This window comes from Streptomyces sp. NPDC050147, assembly GCF_040660195.1.
Taxonomy (GTDB): domain Bacteria; phylum Actinomycetota; class Actinomycetes; order Streptomycetales; family Streptomycetaceae; genus Streptomyces.
The window spans coordinates 39,771-56,948 of the sequence record NZ_JBFALJ010000035.1; the positions used below are offsets into that span (position 1 = coordinate 39,771).

Annotated in this window: 15 protein-coding genes and 2 pseudogenes; 3 read left to right on the forward strand and 14 right to left on the reverse strand. The window is 68.8% G+C overall.

Annotation, left to right across the window (positions count from 1 at the left end; translation table 11 throughout):
• The first annotated feature begins 763 nt into the window (after positions 1–763).
• On the forward strand, positions 764–1,924 hold the full coding sequence (locus AB0I94_RS37670; protein ID WP_363314304.1) for an alkaline phosphatase PhoX: 1,161 nt from the start codon (positions 764–766) through the stop codon (positions 1,922–1,924).
• A 57-nt stretch (positions 1,925–1,981) separates the two neighbouring features.
• Positions 1,982–2,371, forward strand: a pseudogene (locus tag AB0I94_RS37675) (DUF488 domain-containing protein); the annotation flags it as partial.
• A 332-nt stretch (positions 2,372–2,703) separates the two neighbouring features.
• Here AB0I94_RS37675 and AB0I94_RS37680 read toward each other — a convergent pair.
• From AB0I94_RS37680 to AB0I94_RS37735, 12 genes and pseudogenes are all read right to left on the reverse strand, one after another.
• A complete protein-coding gene (locus AB0I94_RS37680) occupies positions 2,704–3,099 on the reverse strand; it encodes a DUF2267 domain-containing protein (RefSeq protein WP_363314305.1) in 396 nt (131 codons plus the stop codon).
• 90 nt (positions 3,100–3,189) lie between these two features.
• Positions 3,190–3,621 (reverse strand): Hsp20/alpha crystallin family protein, encoded by a 432-nt coding sequence (locus AB0I94_RS37685; protein WP_363314306.1) that lies wholly within the window; start codon positions 3,619–3,621, stop codon positions 3,190–3,192.
• A 299-nt stretch (positions 3,622–3,920) separates the two neighbouring features.
• Positions 3,921–4,469, reverse strand: coding sequence for a phosphatase PAP2 family protein (locus AB0I94_RS37690; protein ID WP_363314307.1), 549 nt, complete (start codon positions 4,467–4,469; stop codon positions 3,921–3,923).
• Between the two features lie 70 nt (positions 4,470–4,539).
• Positions 4,540–4,728 (reverse strand): annotated as a pseudogene (locus AB0I94_RS37695) (ribonuclease BN); the annotation flags it as partial.
• 22 nt (positions 4,729–4,750) lie between these two features.
• Positions 4,751–5,626 carry an ABC transporter permease subunit gene (locus AB0I94_RS37700; protein WP_363314308.1) on the reverse strand — a complete coding sequence of 292 codons (876 nt, stop codon included), beginning with the start codon at positions 5,624–5,626 and terminating at the stop codon, positions 4,751–4,753.
• Complete coding sequence (locus AB0I94_RS37705) at positions 5,623–6,297, reverse strand: amino acid ABC transporter permease (RefSeq protein WP_363314356.1); 675 nt, start codon at positions 6,295–6,297, stop codon at positions 5,623–5,625. Before AB0I94_RS37705 ends, AB0I94_RS37700 begins: the two co-directional genes overlap by 4 nt.
• 46 nt (positions 6,298–6,343) lie before the next feature.
• Positions 6,344–7,168 (reverse strand): glutamate ABC transporter substrate-binding protein, encoded by an 825-nt coding sequence (locus AB0I94_RS37710; protein WP_363314309.1) that lies wholly within the window; start codon positions 7,166–7,168, stop codon positions 6,344–6,346.
• Between the two features lie 419 nt (positions 7,169–7,587).
• Positions 7,588–9,222 carry an ABC transporter substrate-binding protein gene (locus tag AB0I94_RS37715; RefSeq protein WP_363314310.1) on the reverse strand — a complete coding sequence of 545 codons (1,635 nt, stop codon included), beginning with the start codon at positions 9,220–9,222 and terminating at the stop codon, positions 7,588–7,590.
• A complete protein-coding gene (locus AB0I94_RS37720; RefSeq protein WP_363314311.1) occupies positions 9,209–11,263 on the reverse strand; it encodes an ATP-binding protein in 2,055 nt (684 codons plus the stop codon). The genes AB0I94_RS37715 and AB0I94_RS37720 overlap by 14 nt, the downstream gene beginning before the upstream one ends.
• A gap of 25 nt (positions 11,264–11,288) precedes the next feature.
• The gene (locus AB0I94_RS37725; protein WP_363314312.1) at positions 11,289–12,155 is read right to left on the reverse strand and encodes a hypothetical protein; all 867 of its coding nucleotides are present in this window, start codon (positions 12,153–12,155) and stop codon (positions 11,289–11,291) included.
• A 641-nt stretch (positions 12,156–12,796) separates the two neighbouring features.
• A complete protein-coding gene (locus AB0I94_RS37730; RefSeq protein WP_363314313.1) occupies positions 12,797–13,243 on the reverse strand; it encodes a hypothetical protein in 447 nt (148 codons plus the stop codon).
• 300 nt (positions 13,244–13,543) lie between these two features.
• Entirely contained in the window at positions 13,544–14,080 is a 537-nt protein-coding gene (locus tag AB0I94_RS37735; RefSeq protein ID WP_363314314.1) for a dihydrofolate reductase family protein, read from the reverse strand.
• Positions 14,081–14,126: 46 nt separating this feature from the next.
• Here AB0I94_RS37735 and AB0I94_RS37740 point away from each other — a divergent pair, with 46 nt between their 5' ends.
• Complete coding sequence (locus AB0I94_RS37740; protein ID WP_363314315.1) at positions 14,127–14,621, forward strand: hypothetical protein; 495 nt, start codon at positions 14,127–14,129, stop codon at positions 14,619–14,621.
• A gap of 372 nt (positions 14,622–14,993) precedes the next feature.
• Here the strand turns inward: AB0I94_RS37740 and AB0I94_RS37745 are convergent, their stop codons facing one another.
• Together AB0I94_RS37745 and AB0I94_RS37750 are read right to left on the reverse strand one after the other, a co-directional pair.
• On the reverse strand, positions 14,994–16,112 hold the full coding sequence (locus AB0I94_RS37745; RefSeq protein WP_363314316.1) for an acyl-CoA desaturase: 1,119 nt from the start codon (positions 16,110–16,112) through the stop codon (positions 14,994–14,996).
• Positions 16,113–16,119: 7 nt separating this feature from the next.
• Positions 16,120–17,175, reverse strand: coding sequence for a ferredoxin reductase (locus tag AB0I94_RS37750; RefSeq protein ID WP_363314317.1), 1,056 nt, complete (start codon positions 17,173–17,175; stop codon positions 16,120–16,122).
• Positions 17,176–17,178: the final 3 nt, after the last annotated feature.

The following is a 17,178-nucleotide window of genomic DNA, read 5'->3' on the forward strand; positions in this document are numbered from 1 at the left end:
GCGAGATGGTTGCGCCGAGGCGCGGCAGCGACTGTGATGCTGTAGATCCACGCCTGCTCTCCAGGATGGCCAGGCCGCCTGGGCGGTCATCCGCCGAGACCACCGTGCCGGCCTGAGCGGATTCGGTTGCCGCGCGAGCTGCACCGTGACCGGCGTGTTGGAGCAGCGGTGCGGTATTCCCGGCGAGGGTGGCCTCCTCGCTGGGGTCTATGGCGAGCGAGCTTCCAGCGGGCCTTGAAGGTGACCCACGCGAGAAGCGGCCATTGGGCGCGCACGGTCGGCTGCGACGGCAACCAGACCGACGGCAACCACACAGAGGGCATACGCACCCACGGACGCGCGCCCTCGCTCACTGAACCTCTTCAGGGGTGCTTCTCCAGGGCGAGGGCGACCTGGGGTGTGGACGGTCGGCGCGCACTCGATGGGGCGACAGCTCCCGGCCGCAGTGTCGTTCGAAGTGAGCATCACCCGGAAGAGTTCCTGCGCCGCTACCCGCGTCTGGACTCCGTGCAAGTCGACGCCGCTCACCAGCGGCTCGATCAAGCGCTGGCCCCCTTCGCGCGCCAGCCGCAGACCGTCGCCCACAGGCGAGGCGGCAGGTTCTGGCCAAGGATGCGACGCAACAGGCCGACAGCAGACGCTTCCACTTCATCGGTTGTTGATGCACCGTCAATCCGGGACTCTTAGGTTCCGGGAGCGCCCCTCGCGACCCCGCCGCCCGACCGGTGCGGCAGGGACGGCCACGAACCCCTGGAGTGATCAAGTGGAACGTCGTAGTTTCCTGCGTGGAGCAGTCGTCGGCGGCACAGCAGCGGCATTCGGCTACACGCTCATGCAGGGCGCGGCCTACGCGGCGCCGGCACAGAAAGGCCCCGGCCCGTACGGAGCGCTCGGCACGGCGGACTCCAACGGCATCCAGCTGCCCAGCGGCTTCACCAGCCGGGTGATCGCCCGGTCCGGCCAGAAGGTGGGCTCCACCACCTACACCTGGCACAACGCCCCCGACGGCGGTGCCTGTTTCGCCGACGGCGCGGGGTGGATCTACGTCTCCAACTCGGAGATCTCCTCCACCGGCGGAGCGGGCGCGATCAAGTTCAACTCGACAGGCTCGATCACCGGCTCGTACCGGATCCTTTCCAACACCAACCGCAACTGCGCCGGCGGAGCGACCCCCTGGAACACCTGGCTGTCCTGCGAGGAGGTCAGCACCGGCTACGTCTACGAGACCGACCCGTGGGGCGTGAAAACCGCCGTGCGCCGCGATGCCATGGGCCGCTTCAACCATGAGGCGGCAGCCGCCGACCCGGTCCGCAAGGTGATCTACCTGACGGAGGACGCGTCGGACGGCTGCTTCTATCGGTTCGTTCCGTCCACGTGGGGCAACTTGTCGGCGGGCACGCTCCAGGTCCTCAAGGCCGGATCGGCCACCTCCGGCAGCTTCACCTGGGCCACCGTGCCCGACCCGGACGGCTCGCCCACCCCGACCCGCGACCAAGTCTCCGGCGCCAAGTTGTTCAACGGCGGAGAGGGCTGCCACTACGCCAACGACACCGTCTGGTTCACCACCAAGGGCGATGGCCGCGTCTGGCAGCTCAACGTGGCCGCCGGCACCTATGAGCTGGCCTACGACGACTCCCTGGTCGTCGGTGGCGGAGCCCCGCTGACCGGCGTCGACAACGTCACCGGCTCATCCTCCGGCGACCTGTACGTCGCGGAGGACGGCGGGAACATGGAGATCTGCATCATCACGCCGGACGACGTGGTCGCGACGTTCCTGCGGATCGCCGGCCAGTCCTCCTCGGAGATCTGCGGCCCGGCCTTCTCGCCGGATGGCAAGCGCCTGTACTTCTCCAGCCAGCGGGGTACGAGCGGCAGCTCGTCCGGCGGCATCACCTACGAAGTCACAGGTCCCTTCCGCAGCTGACCGCCCTACTGTCAGAGCCGCGCAGCCGGCCGCGACGCATCCGCCGCCACATTCGGCATCGTCGATGCACTTCCCTCTGATATCGGATATCGGTGGATTCCGAAGCTTGGGGGCCGACGTCACACCCCCAAGGGCGTCCCGAGCGTGAACGGTGCCTGGCGGGTCAAAGCCTTCCGGGACTACGCCGACTACATGGCGACCGCTGACTTCCGGAAAGGGCTAAACGAATTGATCGAACTGGCCGAACACGAACGGCCGGCGATCATGTGCAGTGAGGCGGTGCCGTGGCGCTGCCACCGCCGGCTGATCACCGATGCACTTCTCGTCGAGGGAACGGAGGTCGTGCACATCATGTCACCCACGAGCGCGAAGCCCGCGGTCCTGAACCAGGACGTGCAAGTCCAAGACGGACACCTGATCTATCCGCCGCGCCCAGAACCGACATGAGTCTCAACAGGCACTCCTGTCGACACCTTCCCCCAACCGTGAAGTAGGCGTGCCCCGAATCTTCTCCTGCGACGGTTGCATCACCGTGGACGGAGGGACGCTGCATCGCTGCCGGCGCACCGCCCCCATCCACGATGCCGAGGGACACACCCGCTTTCGGCACGCCTCCGCCCGCTCCTTGGAGCGATATGCCCGCCCCGGCATCGACGTGGTCGCCCGGCATGCCGCCTGCTGAGGCCGCGCCGCACGTCGTCGGACGTGGCATCACTCGCCTGCGGCTGGCGACGAGCTTTCCTATGCCTGGGTGCCGGGTGCGGCACGCCCGATCTTGCTCAGGCGGGCAGAGGGCGGCCGAAGAGGAGGTCGTAGCCAGCGGGGAGTTGGAGCAGGATCTGCCCCGTCAGGTCCTCGCCTGCCGTGTCGGCGACGGTGGACAGCACGGCGCTGACGTCCCAGGTCGCGGTCCGCTCGGTGGCGCCCTCGATCCAGGCGGCGGTCGCGCGGACGAACCGCTCTGGGGGCAGCGGCTCGGCGCTCTGCAGGGGGTTGAGCAGGATCAGGGCGAAGCTCTCAGGCAGGCGTGCCGCGAGCTGGGCGCGGACTTCGCCGACCAGGTGCGCGCCGAGCAGGGCGAGCACCACGCGGGCCGCACGATCGGCTTCCTCCGGAGTGCCGTACTCGCCGCGCTCCTTCACGCGCTCGAGGAACGCTTCGTGTCGCAGAGTCATCAGCCACCCCTCTTCGTTCTGTCCACGGAGGTGCGGAGGACGAGGAAGGGGGAGAGCAGGTGCCTGTCCTCCGCACCAGCCAGGCCGGTGTCAGCCGGAGATCTCCTTGCGCCCGGAGCCGACGCCGATGGAGATCTTGCGGGGCCTGGCGCGCTCGGTGATCGGGATGCGCAGGGTGAGCACGCCCGCGTCGTAGTCGGCCTGGATGTGCTCGGTGTCAAGGGTGTCGGCGAGCACGATCTGGCGGGAGAAGATGCCCAGCGGCCGCTCGGACAGCTCCATCTGCACGTCGTCGGCCTTGGCCACAGGCCGACGCTCGGCCTTGACGGTGAGCATGTTCCGCTCGACGTCGATGTCGATCGCGTCCGCGGTGACGCCGGGGATGTCAAAGGCCACCACGTACTCGTTGTCCTCGCGGTAGGCGTCCATCGGCATCGCCGACGGCTTCGACCAGGTGCCCGGGCCCGTCAGCTGCTGCGCCAGCCGGTCCAGCTCACGGAAGGGGTCGGTGCGCATCAACATCGTGAAAACACCTCCAGCAGATTCAGACTGTTGCTGCCAATGCGCTTCACTAACACGATTGTAACACGTCATCCAATGGATGACAACCCTAGATGTCATCGACACGATGACAGCCCGGGGGCTGTGCGGCCGTCCCGGCACTACCGGCATCGCCAGCACCACCGGCACCACCGGCGAGCAGCGCGTGAAGTCCACCCGCCAGGCCAGGACCGCCGAACGCTCCACCGCCACCCGGGTCCGTACCAACGCCGCGACCTCGTACCGGTCGGCGCGTACGGGAGCGCATCGAGGGGCGGCCGCTAGAGCCAGTGGCGCAGGATCAGGCGCGGGGTGCGGTGAGTGAGCCAGGCGCTGGCCAGGCCGATCGCGGCACCGGCGGCCACGTCGCTGGGGTAGTGGGCGCCGCTTTGCACGCGTTCGATGGCCAACATGGCCGCCGGTACCGCACACAGGGCACCGGCCAGCGGCCATGCCGGGGCGACGGCGGCGGTGAAGGCGACCGCGGCGGCAGTGTGCCCGGAGGGAAAGGAGGACGAGTCGGGACGGTCCTCGGCCTCGTCGTGCGGGAACCACTCCTTGGGGGGCCGGGGGCGATCGGCCAGCTGTTTGCACACGCCGTTGGAGACCAGTTGCGCCACCGCCACAGCGGCCATGCCCGCGACGGCGGCCTTGCGCCCGCGCCAGCCGCCCAGCCAGGCCATCGTGGCGGCCGCGCCGCACCACAGCTTGGTCCCCTCCGCCGTCTCCTCCACTGCGGACAGCGTCCGGTGAAGGCCGGGGGAGGCACTGGCAGCAAGCTGCTTGGCCAGGCTCTGGTCTGTCTTACGAATCCCTGCCAGCAAACTCATATCCTGCAAGTATCCCAAAGATCACCGGCTATGCCCGGCGATGCCAGCTCCGACGCGGCCCTGCGGCGGTTCAGGTTTCGTCCAGACGGCGCCGGTCTTCCGCGTCCCATTTCCGAATGTCCCGGGGCTGGGTGCACGGCTCGGCCTCCGGCGGATGCCCACCGCCGATGGCACGCTGCCTTATGGACTCCGCGTCGACCTCCAGGCCCAGCAGGATCGCCAGGTCGGAGATCCACAGCCAGACCAGAAGACTCAGTAAGCGTCGCGTTCCCTGCGGGGGGTCATGTGGGTGTGCTTGTCTGTGCGGCGTTCACCACGACAGCGCCGGTGCCCTTCCTGCCGCGCCTCACGTGTCGCTCGATGCGTACTGCGAGCGAGGTGAGCAGGACGTTGAGGGCGACGAAGAGCAGGGCGACGACGGTGAGGGACGCGATGGTGTTGGCTCCGTAGTTCGCGGAGATCAGCCGTACCTGCTGGAGGAGTTCCCCGAAGGCCAGCATCTCGCCGCCCAGAGCGGTGTCTTTGACGATGACCACGAGTTGTGTGGTGAGGGCGGGGAGCATCGCGGTCACGGCTTGGGGCAGCAGCACGGACCTCATGACCTGGCCCTTGCGCATTCCGATGGCGTGCGCGGCGTCGCTCTGGCCGCGGGGCAGGGCCAGAATCCCTGCCCTGACGATCTCGGCGAGTACCGCGGAGTTGAATACGACGAGCCCGCTCACCACCGCGTACAGCGGCCGCTGTTGAGGCTCGACGTTGCTGAAGCGCGCGTACACCTCGTTGGCGAGCAGCATGAGCATCAGCACCGGAACGGCGCGGCAGCAGTCGATGACAGTCCCCGCACAGCGGCGCGTCAGGGCATGGTCGGAGAGGCGGGCGATGCCAAGGAGCGCACCGAGCGGCAGCGCCAGGACCAGGGCCAACGACGCGGCCTGCGCGGTGTGCGCGAGGCCGGGCAGCAGAAATTCTGTCCACACCCGGGGGTCGTCGGCGAACGGGCTCCACTTTTCGGCGGCCAGTTGATTCTTCTCGGCCATCCCTCGAAGCACCCACCAGCCCGCTCCCAGGAGAACGAGGAGAAAGAGGACGGAGCACAGGCGGTGGCGCCGCCGGGCGCGCGGTCCGGGGGCGTCATACAGGACGGAGAGCTCGTTCACCGTCTGACAGCCACCTTGCGGCTCACCCGACCGAGCAGGAGGCCCAGGGGCAGGGTGAGACAGAGGAATCCGAAGGCGAAGACCGAGAAGACGGCGAAGACGGCATGGCTCTCGTTCTCCATCATCTCCTTCATCAGCAGCGCGGCCTCGCTGACCCCGATGGCGGCGGCCACCGTGGTGTTCTTGGTCAGCGACATCAGCACGGTGGCCAGTGGGTTCACCACCGTGCGAAACGCCTGCGGCAGTACCACGTGCGCCAGGACTTGGCGGAAGCTCAGCCCGAGGGAGCGGGCCGCCTCGGCCTCCCCGGCGGGCACGCTGTTGATGCCGGCGCGCAGCGTTTCGCAGACGAAGGCTGCCGTGTAGCCGGCCAGGCCGAGCACCGCAAGGCGAAATCCGCTCTCCTTGGCGGTGCCGCCGCCCAGCGTGACGCCCATGGTCTGGTGCAGGCCCAGCGACGTGCCCACGATGATCACGGTCAGTGGTGTATTGCGCACGACGTGGACGTACACGGCGGCAGCAGCGCGCATCACGGGCACGGGGCTGACCCGCAGAGCGGCGAGGACCGTGCCCCACACCAGTGCGCCGACGGCCGAGAAGAGCGCGAGTTGCAACGTCACCCCGAACGCGCCGAACAGGTTGTAGCGTTCCAGATCGAGGAAGTCGGGCAACAACGCGGTGGTGCGGGGCGACTCTGCGGCGGGGAGCACCAGGGGCTCAGCCGGTCTCGGTGATCTTCGGCGCGGGCTCGTAGTTGAATCTGGCCGGACCGAAGTGCTTGCGCACAGCCCGCTCCCAGGCGCCGTCGGAGACCATCTTCCGCAACGCCTTGTTGACCTTGTCTCGCAACGCGGTGTCGCTCTTCGCGACGCCGATGCCATAGCGTTCGTCGCTGAGCCGCAGGCCCGTCAGCTTGAACTTGCCGCGGTGCTCGCGCTGCGCGGCGAACCCGGCCAAGACCGCGTCGTCGTTGGTCAGCGCGTCCACCGCCTTGTTCTCCAGGCCCGTCAGACACTCGGTGGGAGAACTGAACTCCTGCAGATCGGCTCGGGGTGCGAGCTTGGTCTTGACGTTCTGCGCAGAGGTGGAGCCGGTCACCGAGCAGAGCTTCCTGGAGTTCAGGTCACTGGCTTCCTTGATGCTCGTGTCGTCGGCGCGGACCAGCAGATCCTGGTGCGCGAGGAAGTACGGTCCCGCGAACGCGATCTTGCGCTTACGCTGCTCGGTGATCGAATAGCTGGCGACGACCAGCTCCACATCACCGCGCACCAACAGATTCTCGCGCTCGGCCGGCACGGTCGGCTGCCACCTGATGCGATCCGCCGGAGTCCCCAACTGCCGGGCGACATAGGTGGCCACGTCGATGTCGAAGCCGCGGTAAGTGCCGTCCGGGCCCTTGAGCCCGATACCGGGAACATCGTCACGGACGGCGATGGTCATCCCGTCCCCGCCCTGCCCGCCGTCCGACCCGCCGCACGCTGCGAGCCCGGCCAGGCCGAGGACAACAGCAGTTGCTCCAGCGACACTTCTGCACAGCCTCATACGGTCTCCCCTACGCGACGTGACCCAGCCTGTGCGGTCCGGCACCCAAGTGCCGTAAAGCGGCTAATGTCTCACGGACACCCTGGGGCCACAACGCCGCAAATGAGACACGAGCCCCGCCACGTGCGCCCCGTGGGGGGCCGCCTCCATGTGGGAACTCAAGTACGAAAGCATGGGCACCATGCTGTGTTGCCGGTCTGGGGCGGGGCGCGGACATCGCATGCCGACGCTGTCGGCGGTCTTCGAAAGGCAAGCGTCGCCGACAGCCGGGCAGCACGACGGGTGGATGTTCGGAAAGGCTTGTCCAGCCGCGCGTACACGGACGCCCGCCGCCGCAACTGCCGGCCCGCCGTCGCACGCCGCACACCGCTCGGTGGGTGACACAGACTTGCGCCCGGCGAGACCGTCGCCCACGCACCTCACCCCGGGCAGGAGCCACCCTTGCCCGGACTGGTCCGGAACGCCTTCGGTGGGCTGTAGCCCTTCGCCCGCGGGTACTCGATGACCGGAACGGGCTTGCAGACGGGCCAGTTGCCGTTCCCCGAGGTGTACCCGAATTCGCCGCCGGCGCCCCGCACGCAGTCTCCGCAGTCGCCGTCGGTCCCCACCTTCATGTTGCTGATGTTGCTGTTGACGTCGTACTTGGAGGGCAGCTGGCCTTTGTTGTCCTCGTCATCCGTGAACTGGGTGACGGCCTCGATCAGGACCTGGAAGGCGTCGTAATGCATGATCGCGTAGCCGTCGTCGAGGTCGGTCCCTTTGATGTCCGCCTCCTTGGCGATGGTGGTGGCGAATGTCTGGAACTGCCCGGGAGCGCCTTGGCCAAGGCTCCACGAAGGGTTGTCCGTGGGCGCCGCGTTGAGCGTGACGACGTTGGCTTCCGCCATCGCCTTGCGCATGTCCTCGCTGGTGAGCCGCGAGGTGAGCCCGGTGGAGACACGGAGGATCCGGATGGGCGTCTTGTTCTTGTCCTTGCGGGCCTGGCAGTCGCCGTCCTTGGCGATGGCCTCCACCAGCTCGGGCAGGTCCCAGTCCCGGCCCGCCACGAACACCGTGTCCGCGCCCGACTCGCACAGGCTCGAGGCGGCGGGCGCCATGGTGGCGGGTGCTCCCTCGTAAGGGCCCATGGTGCCGACGTACGACTTGTCCCGGACCGTGAGCTCGTACTTCGTGCCGAAGCGCTTGAGGAGCTCCGCCTTGGTGTTGGTGACGTAGTCGTCCTGGGCGCGCGAGTCCCAGACGAGGAAGCCCTTGCCGTTGCCCGGCTCGTCCTTGAGGTAACGGGCAAGAGCCATCACGGAGTTGCGGTTGTTGGGGGCCGTCTTGAAAAAGGTCCTGGCCTCGATGGTGGGGGAGCTGAGGACGCCGCTGACCGCCGGGATGTTCTTGGCGGACAGGGCGCTCGCCGCGTCCTGCGTGTCCTGCTCGCTGTTGGGCAGCCCCATCACGCCCACCAGCGGCGAGTCGTCCTCCGACTGTTTCCCGCCGCCGCTGAGCTTCGCTGCCGCGTCCACGGCGGGCTGCCACAGGTCCAGGTCGGTGCCGATGTTACCGAGCAGCATCTGGAAGTTGACGCCGCTGCTGGCGCGGTTGGCGTTGCGCTGCGCGGCATAGGCGCCCGCCAGGCTGCGCTCGACGAGCGGGGCGGTCATCGCCCCGGACTTGGAGGTGTTGAAAGGGAGCAGCAGGGCGACTTTCACGTACGGCTTCTTGTCGGCGTCGCCCTTGGGGCTCTCCCAGACGTCGCGTACCCGCTCGTTCTCCTCGGCGATGCGCTTGACCAGCCGGGCGAATTCCTTGCCGGGTCCGTCCTCGCCCGGCTTGAAGACCGGAACCTGTGCCGTCGCGTCCACGAGGCCGACGCACTCGCCTTCCTTCTCCACGAGCCCGTCCTGGCAGTCGCTCTTGGTGAGGATCGGCACGACAATTCCTGCCGTGGCCCCCAGCAGGGCCAGGGCCACGAACCCCGCGATCCACCGGCCCAGGATCCGCTCCCCGCGCCTGAGCTCGCGCCCTCTGACGAAGGGGCGGACGAAAATGTCAGTGAAGCTCACCTTGGCTCCCTTCAGAGCCGAGCACCGGTAAGGCAGAGGATGGGGTGCGTAGCTCGCGCAGGTCGTCGTGCCACTCCTGGGCGGCGTCGAAGAGCGTGCCGGCACCCGTGGCATGCCGGCCCGACAGAAGCTCGAGGTCGAACCGGATCCGGTCGCACAGCTTCTCGTCCGGCGAGGTCAGCGGATCGGCGGCCAGCCACACCGCATGCAGCAGACGGCGTATGGAGCGCAACACGTCGTCCTCGGCCGACTGCGTGCCGCTCTTCCCGCTGGCCTTGTCCCAGCAATCCTCCGTCCAGGCGGCACGGGGCGGTGGATGCGGTGCCGAAGCCACGTGCCACAGATCGCGCAGCCACTGCTCCGCGGTGTCCGGCGACGTGAACCGCTCGTAAAGGCGCGTCACCACATGCCCGGCGTCGCCGCCCGCGAGCGCGTGGTGCAGGGCGTCGATGGGTTGCCGGGCGCTGGCGTGGTAGTCGTGGAGCAGCTGATGGAGGCCGTACCAGGTCGGGGCCGACGGCGTGGATTGCGCCCGCCGGCGGCGCAGTTCGAGCACGAGGACAGCCCGCAGGAACGGGTCGGTGACGAATGGCCGCGGCGCCTGCGCACCGTACTCGGCGCGCAGATGGCCCCGGGCGGTTTCCACGGCCATGCGATCCGGGGCGGTGGACAGGTACTCGGCGGCCAGGGCGCGTGCTGCGGCGTTGTCCTGGGCAACGGAGAACAGGGTCAGATTGCGGCGCAGTTCCGGGTCGGGTACGAGTCGCGCCGCGATCTGCCGGGTCACCGACTGCCCGTCCAGTTGCAGCGCGCCCACATCGAGCCCCGGCGTGGCCGCGCTGTGCGGATGGGCTTGCACCGCCTCGGTCAGGAGCCCGCATCCCAGGGGCGACCCTTGGGTGAACCGGCGCACCACACGAGGCAGTTCACCCCGCAGCGACGGGGCGGCGTCACTCAGCATGGCCACGATGTCGTCACGCTCGAGCGGCGGCAGTTCGACCGTGATGAGCCCGGCCGACGGGGTCCCGGTCTCCGGTCGTCGCCAGTCGGCCGCCCCGCCCGCGACCTGCTCCAGGTTGCGTTCCGTCGCATCAGGCCGCGAGCGATGACGGGCGCTGCCGCGCGCGGCGGCCACCACGATCAGTGGATCACGGGCGCCCTTCGCCCGGTGGGTGAGGAGTTGGTTCAGCAGGAGGGTGCCCGGCGTGGACTGCACGTTGTCGAGCAGGAGCAGTGGGCGTGGCGGCCGGTTGAAGCGCATCCAGCGGGTGCCATAGCGGGCCCGCAGATCCTCCAGGAGCGCCGCGGCAAGGCTGGCCTCGGCCACCCGTCGCAGGTCGTCGCCCTGGTGGAAGGCGCGGGAGAGCGCGAACAGGGGCGCCTCCCCACGGCGGACCCCGGGCCGTTCCGCGTAGAAGGACAGTACGCCGTCCGCCTGCCCCTTCTTCGTCAGATACCGCCCGGTGAACAGCTCCACCGAGGCGTCCACGACCGGTTTGAGCTCCTCCCGGTCGAGGACATTGGGCAGGCCGGCGTTCACGTCCCGCACCCAGCTGCCCGCGGCGGTAGTGCTCTCATCGGCGAGGCCGCACCCGGTGAGCAGCCGCCGCACCCGGCCCTGGGCGGCCTCCTGCTCCTTCGCGTCGCCGAACCGCCAGGCGCAAACGGCCACGAGCCCGGTCCACAGGCGCGGCAACTGCAGCCGCTTCCGCTCACCGGCGACCGGGGCGCAGAGTCCGCGGGCGGCGTCGATCAGGAAGTCGGCGCCCGGCGAGGTGTTGGCGACGAGGGCCTCGCCGGAGGCAGATTCGCGCGCCTGCGCGCAGTCCACCTGAGCCACCGGAATACGGGTGCGATACGAGCGGTACAGCTTGTCGAGGACCGCGGTGCGGCCACTGCCGTGCGGCCCGGTGAGGAGCAGCGCGGGCGGGTCGTCCCGGTGTACCTGCTCGACGTCCTCGTGCTCGTGTTTGCGGCGGCACCCCACCAGGCGTGGCACCAGGTCGTCGAGGAGGACGTCCCGCCCGTACAGTCTGCTCACGCTCGTCCTCTCCACTCCGTGGCTCTCAGCCGCCGAGCAGTCTCGTCAGGGTCGGTCCTATGGTCTGTAACAGAGCTTGTGCCGCTCTGGAGTTGGGGGCTGCTGACAGCTGGTCACGGATGCGGGCGGCGAGGGTACGGGTCTGAGGACTCGGCCCCGCGGGGTCCTCGTCGCTGCGCAAGTCCCGGTCCGCCCGGATGAGGTGGGCGATCTGCTCGGGGTCCAGGTTGAGGCCGGTCTCTTGGTTTACCGTCTCGATGTTTCCGTACAGGACGTTGACGTTGCCCGTGATCGGGCCGCCGAACGTGATGTGGCCCGGGGCCGGTTCCCGCGCCACGTACGCCGATACGTCGCTGCCGCCTTCGGTGGCGCAGTGCCGCCCGCGCTCGGTCAGCCCGGCTCGGGCCTCGATCGCCTCCCCCGCGAGCGTGAGCAGCCCGACCCTCCGCAGATAGCGTGCGCTGCCTTCGACGTCGCCCTGACTGAGCACCCGACCGTGGAACCAGGCCTGTTCAGCGATGAAGAACTCCTTGAGGCGCGGGTGGCGCCCGGAGCGGTTCTCCTCGTATGCCCACGCGATCAGGGCGTTCTCGGTGTACCGCTTGATCGCGACCGGGTCCCCCAGCTGTGCGACCAGTTGATCTGCCTGTGCAAGCCCCGCCATGGTGAGTTCCGTGTCCGGCGGCGGCCGCTCCCCGTCCTCCTGGATCCGCACGAGCCCTCTCTCTTGGAGCACTTCGATGAGAGCGGCGACACCCAGTGCGGGCTTGTTCTGCTGCAGTCCGAACTCGCCGGTCGGCACAGGTACATCGATCTGTCGGCCGCACTGCTCGTGGAGCCACAGCAGCAGCCGTACTTCATAGCGGCCAAGTGAGCCCGTGTGGTGCGTCATCGTGAGCCCAACCCCCGTTGGCGCAGCGGCATGATGCGAAGTGTGTGAGCAATCGAATCTACATCCGATGCGGGTCTGTCACCAGGTTCAGGCATGGCCCCGCTACCCCATAACTCCTTCGCTGCGTCGCAGAGACCGGGCTGTGGGCGCCGCCCCTGGCACGCGACGCCCACGTCCCGCGCCCGGCCTCCACTGGCGCCGGAGGGCGCGTCCACGGCGGCAGCTCGACGTAGCCCCGCCCGACGGTTGACGCCGTCCAGGACGATGGCAGCTCCCGGCCCTGGATGATGCGGTCGTCGCTGGGGTGCGTCGGGTGGGGTTCCCCTAGTCGTCCCGGAGAATCGCAGCCCTGGTCGAAGCGTCCAACGCGCGCGACGCCCGTCAGGTCCCCTTTGCTCAGGGCGAACTCGTCGAGCCTTAGCACCCGAGGCGTCTCCGCAGGCGGGTCGGGCTGGCTGATGGCCAGGGACAGCATGGTCGTCCCGCTGACCGGAGTCGGTAGCGGCAGCTTCGAAGCGAGTCGTTCGCCCGCTTGGTCGGCCAGCGCCCGACCTCGGCCCCGCGCGCGTGGGCACACGCGCGGGGCGGTCCCGGTCGGATCGGACGGCCGGACCGCCTCACACCCCTCGTCGAGCCGCGTCTCAGCGGCTGTCCCCGGCAGTCGCCGGTTCCGCCGCCGGTGCGGCCTCAGCGGCCTCACCGGCCTCCTCTTCGTCGGCACCGCCCGCCGGGACGTGGCGCAGCAGCACCATCGCGGCGACGGCCATTACCGCCACAATCACGCCTGCGACACCGCTCGCGAGGTTCAGCCCGTTGGTGAACGCCTCCCGGGCCTGCTCCAGGACCTGAGGGCCCACCACGTCGGAGACGGCGTCGGTACCGGCGAGCGTGTCGCGCACCGTGCTCGCGACCGACGCCGGAAGATCCTGCGGCAGGGCCTCGCCGATCTCGTCCCGGTAGACGGCGGTGACGACACTGCCCAGGCCGGCGATGCCCAGCGCGATACCGAACTCCATGGCCGTCTCCGACATCGCCGCTGCCGAACCGGCGGTGACGTCGACCGGATCACGCGGGTGGTACGGGAGCACCTGGACGAGGACGTCTATCGGAGCGCATATCGGCGCGGCAATGGGCTGACGCCCGAAGAGGCGCTGTCCGCGGACCCCGGTTGAGGCGGGTCTTCGACGACCACGTGGCAGGGAACGGCCCTCCGTTCCTCTTCCAGCTCGCAGACCTTCTTGCGCAGAGCGCAGCAGAGGGGATGTCACATCCCCCACCAGCTACCAGTGGTTCGTCAAATCGGGCGGTGGTGTGGGTTGACGGCCGGGTCAGGTTGCTCGTGGGCCGGTGGCGAGGGCCTGACAGGAGGCCAGTAGTTGCGACCGTGCCTACTTGCGCACGTGGAAGCGCAGCATGGTGACCCCGCCCGACTGGATGTTGCTGAACGGTTCCAGGCCGATCCGGTCGAGGCCTGGCGGAGCGAAGCGGACGCCGTCGCCGAGCAGCACCGGCAGCACGTACACCAGGATCTCGTCGACGAGGCCGCGCTGCAGGCACTGGGCGGCCACGTCGGCGCCGAGGATCTCCAGGTTCTTGGCGTCGGCGGCGCGGCGCGCCGTGGCCACGGCTTCCTCGATGTCGCAGGTGAGGAAGGTGACGTTGGGGTCCGGCTCGTCGGGCGGACGGTGGGTGAGGACGAACTGCGCCCCGCCGTCGTAGTCGGTGTTCTCGTCGGACATGCGCTTGCCGACCTCGTACGTGCCCCGGCCGATGAGCATGGCGCCCGTGGCCGCCATGACCTCCGGGAATGTCGCCGAGGTCATGTGCTCGAAGATCCAGTCCATCGTGTGGCCGGGACCGGCGATGTACCCATCGAGGGACATCACCCTGTTCACGACCACTTTGCCGGTGTTCGCATCCGTCATGCGTCTTCTCCAAGCAGGTGGAGGGCCGGGGTCGCATCATAGGTCGGTGAGCAACGTCTTCTCCGGCGGTAGTCACGACCTGGACCTGTCCAACGGCGCCACCGAGGTGTTCATCGACGTGCTGATGCTCGCCGTGTCCGATCTCGCCTCCGAGGACTGGGACTTCCGCTTCGCGGCGCTGCTGACCCTGCAGGACCAGAACGTCATGGGGCGCGGCGCCGTCGGGTTCGACCTGGCGGAGTTCGACTGGGGTGCGACGGAGCGGGAACGCGCCCGCGCGAAGGACTTCGTGCTGCGTGCCACAGCACTCGCGGCGAGCGGACATCGCTGGAGCGAGCTGGGCTACCACCCGCCCCGCGTGCATGACTACCTGCACCGCTTCACGACCATGGTGGCGTCCTGCACCCCGCCCGCCGACAGCAGCGCCGCACGCGGCTTCCCCGGCCCGGACGAGGCCGCGATGGCCTCGTGCGTGCGCCACCGCATTCTCAGCGCGCTCCCGCTCTGGGACGGCTGCTTCCTCTGCAATCGGCCGCTCTAGAGTCCGTCTTCGAACGGTTGTTTCCCAGAGCAGGAACGAGGCGAGAGAGACCGCCGCTTCGTCGGCCGAGGGCATGACCGTCCGGTTCGTCCGCCCGCACGGTCCCCATTTTCGGCCCGTGGCGGCGGCGTGCTGGTGGGCGCGGACGATGGTGGAGTCGCTCTGGACCAGCCAGTCGATGTCGCCGGCCGCGGACCATGCCGTTGATCATCTGGCGCACCTCCAGGCAGCGCAGCCGGGCGCCGGGCTGCCCGGGTCCTGTGTCGTACGGTCTGATGCGGCGGCCGCCCACCGTCCGCAACGAATCTCACCGAGCCGAACCCGGCGGTGCCGCCGGTAGGGCGGCCGGGAGATCGGAACCAATGCCGGGAATCAGGCGGCGACGAGCTCCTGCTCGCGCTGCGGCGTTTTGACCTTGGGCTTCTTGTTCGGCAGCGAGAGCCGGAAGACCTTGTGCCACGCGGAGAACACCTGCTTGGGCAGCGGGCCGGTGACGTACTCCAGCTCGTACTTTTCGAACAGCGCGCGCACCTTCACCGCGACCTCGGCGTACCGGTTGCTCGGCAGGTCCGGGAACAGGTGGTGCTCGATCTGGTGCGACAGGTTGCCGGTCATGAAGTGCATGGCCTTGCTGCCGCTGATGTTCGCCGAACCCATCATCTGGCGCAGGTACCACTGGCCGCGCGTCTCGCCCTTGATCGACCGGCGTTCGAAGACCTGTACGCCCTCGGGAAAGTGCCCGCACATGATCACCGAGTGGGTCCAGAGGTTGCGGACCAGGTTTGCGGTGAACGTGGCGCCGAGCGTGGGGAGGAAGGACGGGCCCGAAAGGAGCGGGTGGATCACGTAGTCCTTCAGCACCTGCTTGCGGATCTTGCGGCCCACGGCCTTGGCCCGCGCGCGGAACTCCGGGTTCTTGCGGCGCGCCTTGTCGAGGTTCTTGCCGAGCTCCAGGTCGTACGCCGCGATGCCGTACTCGAAGAAGCAGGCGTTGATGAAGTTCCACAGCGGCTGGCCGAGGTACAACGGGTGCCACTTCTGGTCCTCATCGACGCGCATGATGCCGTAGCCGAGGTCGTTGTCCTTGCCGATCACGTTGGTGTACGTGTGGTGCAGCTCGTTGTGCGAGTGCTTCCACTGCTCGGACGGCGAGACGTGATCCCACTCCCAGGTGGTGGAGTGAATCTTCGGGTCCCGCATCCAGTCCCACTGGCCGTGCAGGATGTTGTGGCCGATCTCCATGTTGTCCATGATCTTCGCCACGGAGAGCCCGGCGGTGCCGAGCAGCCACGCGGGCGGGAAGATCGAGAACAGCAGTACGCCCCTGCTGACCAGCTCGAGCTTGCGCTGCGCCGCGATGACCTTACGGATGTAGGCGGCGTCTTTCTCGCCGCGGTCGGCGATCACCTCGTCGCGGATCGCGTCCAGTTCGCGGCCTAGCTCCTCGATCTGCTCCGCGGTCAGGTGGGCGGTGGGGTCGATGGCGGTCAAAGTGCTCCTACCGTTCGATGTCGCAGGGGCCCGCCGCGGCGGACACGCAGGTCTGGATGAGGACGCCCGGCTCGGCTTCGGTGATCTCGCCGGTGCGCAGGTCGCGGACGGCGCCCGCTTTGAGCGGCGTGACGCAGCCGAAGCAGATGCCCATGCGGCACCCGGAGGGCATGAGTACGCCGGCCTCCTCGCCGATGTCCAGCAACGGCGTGGCACCGTCCGCGTCGACGGTCTTGCCGGTGGCGCTGAACGTGACCTCGCCGCCGTCGCCGGCGACGACGATGCTGGGGCGGAAGCGTTCGGTGTGCAGGCGCTCTGGGACGCCGTGCTCGCTCCAGTGCTTTTCGGCGGCGTCGAGCAGGCCCGCGGGCCCGCAAGCCCAGGTCTCGCGCTCGGCCCAGTCGGGCACGAGTTCGTCGAGACGGGTGATGTCGAGCATGCCGTCGGTGTCGGTGTGCACCTCGGTGAGCCGCAGCTTCTTGTCCGCGACCAGGTCGTGCAGTTCGTCGCGGAAGATCACGTCGTGCGGCTGCGGCGCGCAGTGGACCATGTCGACGTCGTCGAACTCGGTGTCGCGCAGCATGCCCATCACGGGCGTGATGCCGCTGCCGGCCGTCAGGTAGAGCACCTTGGCGGGCTTGGCCTGCGGCAGCACGAAGTCACCGGTCGGCTGGTCGAGATGGATCAGCGTGCCCGTTTTCACCCTGCGGACCAGGTGGTTGCTGACCTTGCCGTCCGGGATCGCCTTCACAGTGATCGTGATGCGGCCGTCCCGGCGGTTTGTCGGCGAGGTGAGGGAGTAGGCACGCCACAGGCGCACCCCGTCGACGTCGACCCCGATCCGTACGTACTGACCGGCTGTGTGGCCGCGCCAGCCCCGTCCCGGCCTGATCACGACGGTCGCGGCGTCAGCCGTCTCGGGGTGCACGGCCTCGATGCGCCCGCGCAGGTCGGCGCCCGCACGTAGCGGGCTGACCAGGTCGAGGTAGTCCGACGGCAGCAGCGGCGTCGTGACCGTCTCCAGCAGTTTCCACGCCCTGCTGCGGAGGGCTGCACTTGTCATGAC

Coding starts and splice junctions, on each gene's coding strand:
- AB0I94_RS37680 (WP_363314305.1), bottom strand. CDS start 3,099: ATGACTCTGCGACACGAAGCGTTCCTCGAGCGCGTGAAGGAGCGCGGC.
- AB0I94_RS37685 (WP_363314306.1), bottom strand. CDS start 3,621: ATGTTGATGCGCACCGACCCCTTCCGTGAGCTGGACCGGCTGGCGCAG.
- AB0I94_RS37690 (WP_363314307.1), bottom strand. CDS start 4,469: ATGAGTTTGCTGGCAGGGATTCGTAAGACAGACCAGAGCCTGGCCAAG.
- AB0I94_RS37710 (WP_363314309.1), bottom strand. CDS start 7,168: ATGAGGCTGTGCAGAAGTGTCGCTGGAGCAACTGCTGTTGTCCTCGGC.
- AB0I94_RS37725 (WP_363314312.1), bottom strand. CDS start 12,155: ATGACGCACCACACGGGCTCACTTGGCCGCTATGAAGTACGGCTGCTG.
- AB0I94_RS37735 (WP_363314314.1), bottom strand. CDS start 14,080: ATGACGGATGCGAACACCGGCAAAGTGGTCGTGAACAGGGTGATGTCC.
- AB0I94_RS37750 (WP_363314317.1), bottom strand. CDS start 17,175: ATGACAAGTGCAGCCCTCCGCAGCAGGGCGTGGAAACTGCTGGAGACG.